Annotated in this window: 11 protein-coding genes and 1 tRNA gene; 8 read left to right on the top strand and 4 right to left on the bottom strand. The window is 66.0% G+C overall.

Annotation, left to right across the window (positions count from 1 at the left end; all coding sequences use genetic code 11):
- Positions 1 to 21: 21 nt before the first annotated feature.
- The 4 genes from QMF22_RS14205 to QMF22_RS14190 are packed head-to-tail and all read left to right on the top strand — an operon-like array spanning position 22 to position 5053.
- Complete coding sequence (locus QMF22_RS14205) at positions 22 to 969, top strand: ABC transporter permease (RefSeq protein WP_283454733.1); 948 nt, start codon at positions 22 to 24, stop codon at positions 967 to 969.
- Complete coding sequence (locus QMF22_RS14200; RefSeq protein ID WP_283454731.1) at positions 966 to 1826, top strand: ABC transporter permease; 861 nt, start codon at positions 966 to 968, stop codon at positions 1824 to 1826. Before QMF22_RS14205 ends, QMF22_RS14200 begins: the two co-directional genes overlap by 4 nt.
- Entirely contained in the window at positions 1823 to 3592 is a 1770-nt protein-coding gene (locus QMF22_RS14195) for a dipeptide ABC transporter ATP-binding protein (RefSeq protein ID WP_283454730.1), read from the top strand. Before QMF22_RS14200 ends, QMF22_RS14195 begins: the two co-directional genes overlap by 4 nt.
- Positions 3593 to 3619: 27 nt before the next feature.
- Positions 3620 to 5053 (top strand): amidase, encoded by a 1434-nt coding sequence (locus QMF22_RS14190; RefSeq protein WP_283454728.1) that lies wholly within the window; start codon positions 3620 to 3622, stop codon positions 5051 to 5053.
- On the opposite strand, the gene QMF22_RS14185 is transcribed toward QMF22_RS14190, so the two are convergent.
- Positions 5050 to 5823, bottom strand: coding sequence for an SDR family NAD(P)-dependent oxidoreductase (locus QMF22_RS14185; RefSeq protein WP_283454726.1), 774 nt, complete (start codon positions 5821 to 5823; stop codon positions 5050 to 5052). The two genes, QMF22_RS14190 and QMF22_RS14185, sit on opposite strands and share 4 nt — an antisense overlap.
- Positions 5824 to 5843: 20 nt before the next feature.
- Positions 5844 to 7292 carry an aldehyde dehydrogenase family protein gene (locus tag QMF22_RS14180; protein ID WP_283454725.1) on the bottom strand — a complete coding sequence of 483 codons (1449 nt, stop codon included), beginning with the start codon at positions 7290 to 7292 and terminating at the stop codon, positions 5844 to 5846.
- A gap of 135 nt (positions 7293 to 7427) precedes the next feature.
- On the opposite strand from QMF22_RS14180, the gene QMF22_RS14175 reads away from it, so the two are divergent.
- Positions 7428 to 8558, top strand: coding sequence for a 3-isopropylmalate dehydrogenase (locus QMF22_RS14175; protein ID WP_283454723.1), 1131 nt, complete (start codon positions 7428 to 7430; stop codon positions 8556 to 8558).
- 45 nt (positions 8559 to 8603) lie between these two features.
- Here the strand turns inward: QMF22_RS14175 and QMF22_RS14170 are convergent, their stop codons facing one another.
- Positions 8604 to 8819, bottom strand: coding sequence for a DUF6264 family protein (locus tag QMF22_RS14170; protein WP_283454721.1), 216 nt, complete (start codon positions 8817 to 8819; stop codon positions 8604 to 8606).
- A 240-nt stretch (positions 8820 to 9059) separates the two neighbouring features.
- Between QMF22_RS14170 and QMF22_RS14165 the strand changes: the two genes are divergently transcribed.
- The 3 genes from QMF22_RS14165 (at position 9060) to QMF22_RS14160 (ending at position 11546) form a co-directional block, all read left to right on the top strand.
- A tRNA-Arg gene (locus QMF22_RS14165) sits at positions 9060 to 9135 on the top strand.
- A gap of 168 nt (positions 9136 to 9303) precedes the next feature.
- Positions 9304 to 9474, top strand: coding sequence for a helix-turn-helix domain-containing protein (locus tag QMF22_RS17540; protein WP_502846964.1), 171 nt, complete (start codon positions 9304 to 9306; stop codon positions 9472 to 9474).
- A 296-nt stretch (positions 9475 to 9770) separates the two neighbouring features.
- Positions 9771 to 11546, top strand: coding sequence for a putative bifunctional diguanylate cyclase/phosphodiesterase (locus QMF22_RS14160; RefSeq protein ID WP_283454719.1), 1776 nt, complete (start codon positions 9771 to 9773; stop codon positions 11544 to 11546).
- A gap of 313 nt (positions 11547 to 11859) precedes the next feature.
- Here the strand turns inward: QMF22_RS14160 and QMF22_RS14155 are convergent.
- Positions 11860 to 12593 (bottom strand): DDE-type integrase/transposase/recombinase (locus tag QMF22_RS14155; protein ID WP_283454716.1); only part of this gene is annotated, 734 nt, incomplete at its 5' end.

Below are 12593 nucleotides of genomic sequence, written 5' to 3'. Positions count from 1 at the left end.
AGAAACAGTCAGAGGAAAGTTATGGTTCTTGTGGTTCTGCGCCGTATCGGCGTGTTCGCCACCACGGTCGTCGTGGCTTCAATCGTGACGTTTTTGCTGCTGTCGATTCTGCCCGGCAACGCCGCACGCATCGCCCTGGGCGTGCAGGCGAGTGAAGCGGATGTCGCAGCGCAAGCCACGCTGATGGGTCTCGACCGCCCCGCGATCGTGCGCTATCTGGACTGGTTCGGCCACGTGCTCATCGGAGACTTCGGTACCTCCACAGTGTCGCGCCAGCCGATCGGCCCCGAAATAACGGATGCCCTTGGCATCACCGTGATCCTGGTGCTGACCAGCGTCGTGCTCGCCCTGCTCTTTGCTATTCCGTTTGGAATCCTGACCGCGGTCCGGCAGCGAAAGCCCGACGGAGCGATTCTCTCCGGCATCAGCCAGATCGGCGTTGCCGTGCCCGGTTTTCTGGCTGGAATGCTACTCGTCACCGTCTTCGCCGTGACGCTCCGCTGGCTGCCGGCCGGCGGCTGGGTCGACCCCGGCGAGGACGTCGGCGGATTCCTCGAGCACCTGATTCTGCCCGCGATCGCCCTCGGAAGCGTGCAGGGCGCCGTGCTCAGCCGCTACGTGCGCTCATCCGTTTTGGAGGTCATGCGGGAAGACTTCATCCGCACCGCCAGGGCCAAAGGCCTCGGCGCGGGGCGGGCACTGTTTCGGCACGGTCTGCGGAACGCCGCCGTTCCGGTGATGACCGTGCTCGGCCTGCAGATCGCCACCCTCCTGGTGGGCGCCGTCGTGATCGAGCGGGTATTCAGCATTCCCGGCCTCGGCAGCCTGCTGCTCGACAAGGTCGCCCTGCGCGACCTCCCCGCCGTGCAGGGCATCGTGCTCGTACTGGTCGTTTTCGTGCTGGCGCTGAACTTTCTGGTCGACCTCGCCTTCACCATGATCGATCCCCGACTACGGAGCGCCACATGACCGCTATCAAGCCAGGGACGCCGACGCGACGTGCTGCCGGTCACAGCGGCGGAGCCACGCTCTGGGCCGGACTCGTGCTCATCGGCCTCGTCGTGCTGGCCGCCGTCGTCTCTGCTTTCTGGACCCCGTTCGACCCGGAAGGGGTCTTCTCGGATTCCATCCTGCGCCCGCCGGGCGCCGAACATCTGCTGGGCACCGACAGCTTCGGGCGGGACGTCTTTAGCTCCATCCTGCGCGGCGCACAGATCTCACTGCTCGTCGGCACCGTCGCGGTCGGGATCGCGGCCGTGCTCGGTGTGCCGTTCGGTATCGTGGCCGGCATGAATCCGGGCCGACTCGACCAGTTCATGATGCGCAGCAATGACATCTCGCTCGCCTTCCCTGCCCTGCTGCTCGCAATCATCTTCGGTGCCATCTTCGGCGCCGGCACCGTCACAGCCATGGTGGCCCTCGGCATCGGCACGGCACCGGCGTTCGCCCTCATCGCCCGCAGCGGCACCATGCAGATCATGAGCCGTGAATACGTGCAGGCCGCCCGCGCCTCGGGCAAGAGCGGCCTCTTCATCGGCATGCGGCACATTCTGCCCAATATCAGCGGCATGCTCATCGTGCAGGCCTCGGTCTCCTTCGGCATCGCCGTTCTCGCCGAAGCCGCGCTGTCCTATCTGGGGCTCGGCACGCCGCCGCCGACCCCGTCGTGGGGCCGCATGCTGCAGGATGCCCAGGGTTACCTGTTCATCGAACCGCTGCTCATCGTCTGGCCGGGAATCGCCATCGCCATCGCGGTGCTCGGCTTCAACCTGCTCGGTGATGGCCTCCGCGATCGCTTCGACCCCAGAATGCAGGTGAATCGATGACCGTGCCTACCCTCAGCGTGAGCGACCTGACGGTCTCTTCGCCATTTGCCGACCTGCTTCACGGCATCAGCTTCGACATCGCCGAAGGCGAACGGGTCGGCCTGATCGGGGAGTCCGGGTCTGGAAAGTCGCTCACCGCGACCTCCGTCATGGGGCTGCTGCCGGAAACCCTGACGGCCACCGGCGCGATCCGACTGAACGGGGTCGACGCCGACCTGCTCACCGCGCCCGAACGTCGCCTGAACCAGTTGCGCGGTAGGACCATGGCCATGGTTTTCCAGGAGCCGATGACCGCCCTGAACCCGCTCATGCGGGTTGGCGCCCAGGTGGCCGAGATTATGACGGTGCACCACACGGAAACCGGGCGGCGCCGGGCTCGGCAGCGGGCCGTTGAGCTACTGGCCCTGGTCAAACTACCGAACCCGGCCGAGGCGGCACTCGCCTTTCCGCACCAGCTCTCCGGCGGGCAACGCCAGCGGGTGATGCTGGCGATGGCGATGGCCAACGACCCGCAGTTGCTGCTCTGCGATGAACCGACCACGGCCCTCGACGTCACGGTGCAGGCCGAGGTGCTGAAGCTCATTGGAAACCTCGTCACCGAGCGCGGCACCGCGCTGTTGCTGATCACCCACGACATCGCGGTGGTCGCCGAAGTCTGCCAGCGGGTGCTTGTGATGTACCAAGGCGAGATCGTCGAAGACGGGCCGGTGGGGCGTGTGTTGACCGCGCCGCAGCATCCGTACACACAGAAACTGATCGCGGCCTCCGATCTCTCCTCGGTCGACGATCGCGGCCGCCTGCACACCATGTCCATGCCGGTCGTCGGCAGGCCACCCGTGGCAGTATCCGCGCCCCGCCAGGTTCACGCGGATGCCGCCGCCGCGGTAATCCGGCCGCCGCACCGCGCCGCCCACCAGCGCCTCGAGCCGGGCGGCCCGCCGGTGATCTTCAACGAGGTGACCGGTGCGCCCGCCATCTCGGTGCGCGACCTCAGCCGGCAGTATCGGAGACGCGGCGGCGCACTGTTCGCACCGGCACCGATCGTGCACGGCCTGCGCGACGTGTCCTTCGACGTTGCCGAAGGTCAGCGGTTCGGCATCGTGGGGGAGTCCGGCTCCGGCAAATCCACCCTCATGCGCATTCTCTGTGCCCTCGACCAACCGACGACCGGCACGGTCGACGTGCTCGGGCAACCCATCGCGGGAGCCTCCGAACGGCACCTGCGCGACTTTCGCAGCCGGGTGCAGATCGTGTTCCAGGACCCGATGGGGTCCCTGGATCCGCGCATGAAAGTGCGCGACATCGTCGCCGAACCCCTGCGCAATGTCAATCGGGCCGAGTCCCTCGCCCGGGTCGAAGCCCAGCTCAATGCGGTCGGGCTCGACATCGACGTGATGAACCGGCATCCGCACCAGTTCTCCGGCGGCCAGCGGCAACGCATCTCCATTGCACGGGCGCTCATCACTAGGCCCCGGGTTCTGGTGGCCGACGAGGCGGTCAGCGCCCTCGACGTGTCGGTGCGCGCCCAGGTACTGAACCTGCTCGCCGATCTGGTCGACCAATATCAGCTCACTCTCGTGTTCGTCTCGCACGACCTCGGCGTGATCCGCCACCTCTGCGACACCGTGGCTGTCATCTCCGACGGACGCATCGTCGAATGCGGGCCCACCGCCGACGTCTACGACGGTCCGCTGCACGCGTACACGCGCCAACTGGTCAGCGCCACGCCGTCCATGGACGAGCTGGCCCGCCGGGTCGCCCCCTGAACCTGTGCCTGACCCATTGGAGATGCCATGACCGAGACCGCGCCCATCGAATGCCTGCCGGCGACCGAGCTCGTAGCGCGCTACCGCAGCGGCGACCTCTCCCCGGTGGAGGTGACGCTGGCGGTACTTGACAAAGCCGAGCGACTGCAGCCCGAGTTGAACTGCTTTTGGGGCCTCGATCGGATCGGAGCGCTCGAAGCGGCTGCGGCCAGCGAACGGCGGTGGGCTGCGGGGCATCCGCTCGGCACCATCGACGGGGTGCCGACCAGCATCAAGGAGAACGTGGCTGTGCGCGGCTTCAGCCAGCCGTCCGGCACCGCCGCCAAGTTCGATGCCGCGATCGCGACCGAAGATGGGCCGAGCGCCGCGCGCATCCGCGAGGCCGGCGGAGTCATCTTCGGCGTCACGGTCATGCCCGACTACGGCATGCTCTCCTCCGGCGTGTCGAGCCTGCACGGAATCACCCGCAGCCCGTGGAACCCGGCCTGGACCGTCGGCGGGTCAAGCGCCGGCGCGGGCGCTGCGGCCGCGGCCGGCATCGGCCCGCTGCACACCGGTTCCGACATCGGCGGCTCCTTGCGACTGCCGGCCACCTGGCTGGGGCTCGTGACCCTGAAACCGAGTTTCGGCCGTATCGCCGTCGACCCGCCCTATATGGGCCGCGTGGCCGGACCGCTGACCAGAACAGTGGATGACGCCGCACTGCTGATGGGCGTGCTCACCCAGCCAGACCCGCGCGACTACACCGGTCTCGGCGAGCAGAACCTGGACTGGACCGACGTGCACTGCGGCGGCGATGGGGTCGCGGGACTGCGGGTCGGGTACCACCTGGCCGGCGGGGCCGGCCTCGCGACCGACCCGGAGGTGGCGGCATCCGTTTTGCAGGCGGTGGAACATTTCAAGGCGGCCGGCGCGATCGTGGAGGAGATCGCCCCGCCGATGACCGTGAAGTACCTCGCCGACCTCGACCTCTTTCTGCGGGTGCGTTCCCTTGCCGACTATGAGGCGCTCGAACCAGCGCGGCAGGCGATGGTTCTCGACTTTATTCGTCACTGGGTGCTGGGTGGCGCTGGAGTGTCGGGCACCGAGGTGGTGCGGTGTTACCAGAGTATCCAGGACCTGCGCGCGGCGACCGTCGCGGCCACGGCGCCGTATGACGTCGTGCTGTCGCCGGTGTCACCGGTCGCCGCGTTTCCGGCGGAGTGGCCGATGCCGACCAATGATGCGGCCACCTCGCTGGACCACATCGCGTTTACGGCGCCGTACAACTTCTCGGAGCAGCCGGCCAGCTCGGTGAACTGCGGGTTCACGGCTGACGGTCGTCCGATCGGGCTGCACATTGCCGGGCGCCGGTTCGAAGATCTGGCGGTTCTGCGGGCCACCCACTGGTACGAGCAGGCGCGGCCGGCTACGGCAGAGCCGGTCTGGCCGTTTCATACCGTGGGCCAGCTGGCGCGCTAGGCGTTCGGCGGGTCGAAGCGGCCGTCGACGGCGGTCCAGCCGCCGTCGACGGTGAGCACCGACCCGGTGACGAACCGTGACGCGTTCGAGGCGAGGTAGACCACGGCACCCGCCAGCTCGCTCGGGGTCGACCAGCGGCCGAGAGCGCTCTTGGCGGCGTAGGCGTTGTACCAGTCGGGATTGTTCTTGATCTGCGCCGTCAGCGGGGTCTCGACGACGCCGGGGGAGATTGCGTTGACCCGAACACCGGCCGGCCCATATTCGGCGGCCGCCGTGCGCAACAGCTGCACCAGCCCGGCCTTGGTCGCAGCGTAGACGCCCTGGCCGGGCTCGACCGTGACCGCCCGAATGGAGGCGAAGCCAATGATGCTGCCGCCGCCCCGGGCGGCCATGGCCGGCGCAAAGGCCTGAATCAGCACGAAAGCGGCCCGCAGGTTGAGGTTCACCACGCGGTCGAATTCGTCGAGGGTGTAGTCCGCGATGCGTTTGCGCACGTTGGTCGCGGCGGTGAAGACGAGTGCGGCGAGATCCGGCAAGTCACCGGCAACGGCCCGCACGGCCGCCTGGTCGAGCACGTCAAGCTGCAGCGAAGTCGCTCCGGCACCGAGCCCGGAAGCGGTGGCCGCCGCGCTGACCGCATCGCGGTCGGCGCAGATGACCGTGGCTCCGTGGGCGTGCAGGGCGCGGGCGCTCTCCCGGCCGATGCCGCTGCCGGCCCCGATCACGAGAACGCGGCGGCCGGAAAACTGGAACAGTTGGGTGTAGTCCACGGTATTTCTCTCTGAATGGGTTACGGGCGGATCATGGCCATGCGGGTCACGGTGAATTCCTCGATGGCAAACCGGGGACCTTCCCGGCCCGTGCCGGAATCCTTCACGCCGCCGTAGGGCATGATGTCGGAGCGGAAGCCGGGGATCTCGTTGACCACGACGCCGCCGACATCGAGTTCGTTGATGGCACGAAACGCTCGTTGCAGTGAACTCGTGTAGATCGCGGCCTGCAGGCCGTAACGCGAGTGGTTGACCAGCTCGATGGCCGACCCCAGGTCGGAGACGCGCTGCAGAATGACGACCGGTCCAAAGATTTCTTCGCACCAGGCCTGGGCCTCCGGCGGAACGTCAGCCAGCACGGTCGGCGCAATGCTGCGCTCGACCAGATGGCCGCCGGCAAGCACCCGCGCCCCGCCGGCCCTGGCTGCGGCGATCCAGGCCACAATGCGCCGGGTCGCGGCCTCGTTGATGACCGGCGCCACCCGCGTGTTGTCGTCGCGCGGGTCGCCGACGCGCACCTCGGGGAGGCGCGCCAGCAGCATCCGCTCGAATTCGTCGGCGATCGCATCGTGCACCAGAATGCGCTGTACGGAGATGCAGGCCTGACCGTTGGCGTAGAAGCCGCCGCGAATCACCGCATCGACGGCTTTCTCGACGTCGGCGTCGCTCGCGACGATCAGGGCCGTATTGGCGCCCAGCTCCAACACGACCTTGCGTGGTGCAGCCGAGCGCGCGATCTGGTGCCCGACGGTGGCGGAACCGGTGAAGGAGACTACGGCCACCCGCGGGTCACGCACCAGCGCGTCGCCGACGTCGATGCCCCCGGTGACGAGCTGAACGGCCGCGGGTGACACTCCGTGTTCGCGCAGCACGCCGCGAATCAGATCGACCGCCCACAGCGTCGACAGCGGCGTGTTCGGCGCCGGCTTGATGATGATCGGGCAGCCGGCCGCGATCGCGGGGGCCAGCTTGTGGCTGGCCAGCAGTAGCGGATAGTTGAAGCCGGTGATGCCCACGACGATGCCAGCGGGCCGGCGCGTCCAGTAGCCGATCATGCCCACACCGCTCGGCTGCAGGTCGAGGGGAACGGTTTCGCCGTGCTGGTGAGCAACTTCCTCGGCGCTTGCCGACCAGGTGGTGAGGGCGCGGGCCACTTCCGTGCGGCAGTCCACGAGCGGTTTACCGGTCTCCAGCACGAGCAGCTGCTCGAATTCTGTCCTGCGCTCGGCCAGGGCGTCGTGAATGCCGACCAGTAGGGTACGTCGGATGCCCGTGCTCAGCCCGGCCAGTTCCGCGCGTACCGAGGCGGCAGCATCCACTGCGAGCGAGGCTTGCGTCACGGTGCCGACCGGCGACTGCGCCACCCGGGAACCGTCGAACGGGAACACGATTTCCGCCTGCTCGGGGCAGTCCAGCCAGCGCTCGCCGATGGGGAGCCCGGCCGGGTAGGGAATCGAGAACAAGGTCACGGAACCGCTTTCTGTCATTCGCAGGGGGAGGTGCTGGTCTTTCTACTGGTCTGACCAGTAACCTAACTAGAGTATCGAGCGCTGATCCTCAGGTCAATGACCTGCCGCGGCACTCATTTATCCAGGAGGAGAAGGATGACCAGCACAGCGAGAGTCCACCGGCTGGCCGTGATTCGTGGTGACGGCATCGGGCCCGAAGTCATCGACGCCTCCCTCGATGTGCTCGCGGCAGCGGAGTCGATGTTCGGTTTCAGCACGGAACTCACCGAGATCTCTGCCGGCGCCCGGCACTACCTGGCGACCGGCGAACTCTGGACTCCGGCGTTACAGGAGCAGATGCGCAGCCACGACGCTATTCTGTTCGGCGCGATGGGGGATCCCGCCGTCGCGCCCGGCATTCTGGAACGCGGGTTCATCCTCGAGATGCGCCGCACTTTTCAGCAGGCCGTGAATCTGCGCCCGGTCAAGCTCTATCCCGGTGTGGCCACGCCGATCGCCGGCCTCACCCCAGAACGCTGCGACCTCGTGATCGTGCGCGAGAACACCGAGGGTGCCTACGTGGGGCGCGGGTCGACGGTGCACGCTGGAACTCCGAATGCCGTCGCCGTGCAGGAATCCGTCACCACTCGTATGGGCGTTGAACGTGTGGTCGAGTTCGCGTTTCGCCTGGCCGAGCGGCGGGGCGGCACACTGACTCTGTGCCACAAGAAGAACATTCTGGTCGAGGCGGGAACCCTGTGGCAGTCGACGGTGGACGAGCTGAGTGCGCGCTTTCCCACCGTTCCCGTCGACTACGTGCACGTTGACGCCTTCTGCTTCTACCTGCCGACGGCCCCGGAACGGTTCAACGTGGTCGTGACCGACAATCTGTTCGGGGACATCATCACCGACCTGGGTGCGGCCATCCAGGGCGGCTTGGGCGTCGCCGCGAGCGCGAATCTGAACCTCGATGGCTCCGGACCGAGCATGTTCGAGGCTATTCACGGCTCCGCCCCCGACATCGCCGGACGCGGCTGGGCGAACCCGGTGGGGGCAATACTCTCGACCGCGATGTGCCTTGCCCACCTCGGCGAGGGCGACGCTGCGCGGACCATCGAGGCCGCCGCCGTGCACATTCTGGCCCAGCTGCCGGCGACCGCCGGGCCGGGCATGGGCTTCTCGACCGCCCAGTTGGGTGAAGAGATCGCATCACTCGTGCAGAGTGGCGCGCCCGTTTTCGCCGTTCCGGGCTCTTCCGTCATGGATGACCTCGCCGCCTTGCGCTGACGGGTCGAGCCAGGTTCGATCGAACGCTGATCGGTTGGAGCGGGGTCAGCCGATGGTCATGAATGCGACCGTGCCACAGAGAACCGTCATGAGCACGGCCACGACCATGCCGATGATCGGAACCCAAAACGCCCGGCGCCGCTGAACCATCCGCACGATCGAGATCACCATGCTGATGAGAACAACTGACGCGGGGCCGAACGTGGCGATGCCCGAGCCGATTGTCAGCCAAGTGCAGTCGGTGGCTGAGCAGTTTGTCACGGCCAGAAGGATTCCCACGATGCCGAGAACCCACGCGAGTCCGACGCTGAGCAGCAGGAGTGTGCTGGTGGCCAGAACCGACCCGAGTGTTCTCGATGGCCCTGCCTCTTTCCGTGGCGGTTTCTCTGCCAGTTGACCGTCAACGGACTTTCGGCGTACCTGATTGGTCAGGGTGCTCCTGGAGCGGATGCGACGGCTGGTGTGAGTTCAGCCTAGGGGTTGGTAACCTTGACCAGTCTCGCCCCCGTAGCTCAGTGGATAGAGCACCGGCCTTCTAATCCGATTGTCGTAGGTTCGATTCCTACCGGGGGCACCAGAAAAATCGTCTGACCAGGGTTTCTTGTCCTCACTGAAGTGGCAAGACTTGATTCAAGCAACGTTTATTCAACGTTTATTCCGCGGCGCCCGCCTCTTGTGGGCGCTCGGAGAGAAGGTACACGAGCCAGTTCGATTCACCTGGTGTGACCTTGGGCACCCACGGGTTATGGATGCTACAAATCTCTTGGGGCTCGGTTTGGAGCCCGTACTCACAACGAGCGAGCTCGCTCAGTATCTCGGCGTGCACGTGCAGGCGATCTATGACCTGCGTACCGATGGCCGCGGCCCATTCGGCATTCGAGTGTTCCGGGGGGAATTATCGCGTGCAATCCCGTGAAGGAAACCTCGCGGATGAAAAAGCCCCGGCACACCCCGAGGGCGCTCACCCCGAACGGGGGCGCCGCTGCTCGCTCCGCCTTCGTAGAGAATCCCTTGATCGTCTCAACGTCTTAGCCATCACCTTGCGAGGCCGCTGGCCGAACGCCGAATCCTACTGCTGAAAAATGCCGAAAACACCGTTAGCGAGATACGCCCGCGGTGTCGACAGCGCTGCCCGGGGTCGGGTGGCTGAACAGTGGGTAAACTCCGGCGCGGGGAACTGGGCCAGGAACCTTAAGCGGGTACTGATGAAGGATGAGCACCATTTTTGGCCCTGATGTCGGCCGCGACAATCGGGTCGTCTGCCTCGCGGACCTGGCGACGGGCGTCCAGGTGATTTCCGCGTCGACGCCGATGAATGAGATCGACCGGGTTTTTCGCGCGGACCGTCAGCTTCGTTTGCTCGTCGTGCGCGACGATGGTGTTCAATTTTTGTTGTCTCGGGAGCAGGTGGAGTTCACTTTGACTGGGCGGCTGGGCTACGGGCGCGGCCTGCATGCTCGGACCACGGCCAGGCAGATGGTGCCGGAGACCTCGTTCTTCCTGCCCGGTACGATGACCCTGGCCACCGCGGCGCAGAGGGTGCTGGAACTGCCCGAGGCCAACCGTTATCGTGACGTGCTCGTGCTTACCGAGAATGGCCCACGGGTCGTCTCGGTGTCCCAGATCTTCGAACGGTTGTCGGCGGATTTTCGTTACGCCGCGCTGCACGATTCGCTGACAGGCCTTCCCAATCGACGCCAGTTGGAGGAGCGTGGCAGCGCGTCGATCGAGGATGCCGGCGACATGACCCGCCTCGCGGTGCTCTACATCGACCTTGACGGTTTCAAAGCCATCAACGACACCTTCGGGCATCAGACCGGGGACGAGATCCTGGTCGCCTTCGCCGAACGGCTGCGCCACGTCATCCGCCAGACGGATGTGCTCGCCCGCCTCGGCGGTGACGAGTTCGCCATTTTGCTGGTCGACGTGGACGAAAGTCTGCTTCGCACGATAGCTGACCGGGTCGTGGTCGGAGCATCGGTCCCGTTTGTCTGCGACGGGCACCTGCTGCACGTGTCGGCGTCGGTCGGGATCGCGGTGGCCGGCGATGTTGCCGCGGAACAGGAATTGAGCCCGCTTGACGCGCTGCTGCGCCACGCCGACGGGGCAATGCTCAAGGCCAAGCAGGCCGGCAAACGCCAGGTCGCGCGTCTGGATGGGCATGGCGAGGCGGCGCCGATCGTGCGGAATGCGCTAATACGACGGCGACTTCCGGAGGCGTTCGAGTCTGGCGCGTTCACCTTGCACTATCAGCCGCAGTTGGACCTGGCCAGCGGTGACTGCTCTGCCGCGGAGGCGCTCCTGCGGTGGACTGACCCGGTGCTGGGCGCGGTGTCGCCCGCGGAGTTCATCCCGATCATGGAACTTTCGGGCGACATCCACCGTATCGGGCAGAGAGTCATCAACGAGGTCTGCGCGCAGGTCAGGACGTGGCTTGATGCGGGCACCCCACGCCGAGTCGCGGTCAACGTGTCTCCCCTCCAACTCGCGGCGCGCACCATTGTTCCCGAGCTTCTGGGGGCCCTGACCCGGCATGGCGTTCCCCCCGCACTGATCCAGGTGGAGATCACCGAGGGCGCCGCGATCACCGACCTGCCCCGGGCAATCGGGCAACTTGAACAGCTCCGGGGGGCCGGGATCAGCATCGCATTGGACGACTACGGCACCGGTTTCTCTTCTCTCGCTCTGCTGCGAAGCCTCCCGCTCACGACGGTGAAGATCGACAAAACTTTCATCGACCACATCGATTCCTCTCATGCCGATGCCCTGCTCGTGGGCGGGGTCATTGACACTGCACATGGCCTCGGGCTCACGGTCACGGCCGAAGGCGTCGAGCGCCCCTGCCAGCTCCAGTTGTTGCGCGATCTGCGTTGTGACGCGGTGCAGGGCTTTCTCATCTCGCGGCCTCTTGCACCGGACGATCTGCCCGCAACCCAGGTCTCCGACGCAACGGCTCCGAATGGCTTCGGTGCACCGGTAACGGCCTGATCGCCCCAGTCAACCGTCGAACCAGGATGTGCGCACGAAGGACATCGGGTCCCGTCTCACGGACACCGAGGACTCAGTGGGGAGCGTTCCAATGCGAATGGGTATCTGGATCCACCCGTGTCCTCGTCCGCCGGACGGACATCCGACCGCTCGTGTCGATCTTGATGCGGGAGCGGACGTCGACACCTATCTCGACGGGCAGGCTTCCAACGCGACCCAGGAGTGCGCCTCCCTGAGAGTCATCGAAATCGCGTCTGCGTGATGACGCCGGTGTGTCCCGGAATTTGTCAAGGCGAATGAGGCCAGTGGGAGTTTAGGCGGCTAGTTCGAGCCCGTCATTCTCGGTGGGTTTGTCGGTGGGTTTGTTGATCCATGCCGTCGCGGGAATGGACAGGATCTGTGGCGTGTGGCTGGTGCTGAATCGCTCCGGGAAGCGTGCGCGGGCCGCGTCCAGCGTCGCGGCTCGTTCGATGGCCTTCGCCTCGGCGAGGCCGTAGTGCACATCGGCGGGGGTGTTCAGGCCGATCCCGGAATGGCGATGTTCGTGGTTGTAGCCGTCGACGAACAAGGCCATGAACGTCTTCGCATCGGCGAGGGAGCCGAAGCGTTCGGGGAACGTCGGAGCGAATTTGAGGGTCTTGAACCACGCCTCGCTGTAGGGATTATCGTTACTCACGCGCGGCCTTGAATGCGACTTAGTGACCTCTAGATCCGACAGCAACGCGGCGACGGTCTTGGACGTCATCGACGTGCCACGGTCAGCGTGCACGACTTGAGGAACGCCATGAATGCCGAAGATTTCCTTCATCATCTCCACCGCCAACTCGCCCGATTCCGACGCATGAACATACGCTCCGACGATGTAGCGAGAGTAAATATCGATCATGACGTAGGCATCGAAGTACTTCCCCTTGACCGGGCCGGCGAGTTTAGTGATGTCCCAGCTGAGTACCTGGCCTGGTCCCGTGGCGATCAATTCGGGGATCGCCCGTGCCGGGAGGCGGGCCTGGCGGCGGCGGTCCTTGACCTGCTGGTTCTCGTTCAACA

It is taken from the genome of Cryobacterium sp. PH31-L1, assembly GCF_030063145.1.
GTDB lineage: Bacteria > Actinomycetota > Actinomycetes > Actinomycetales > Microbacteriaceae > Cryobacterium.
The sequence above is the reverse complement of the archived record's forward strand: the minus strand, read 5'-3'. Positions and strand labels throughout refer to the sequence as shown.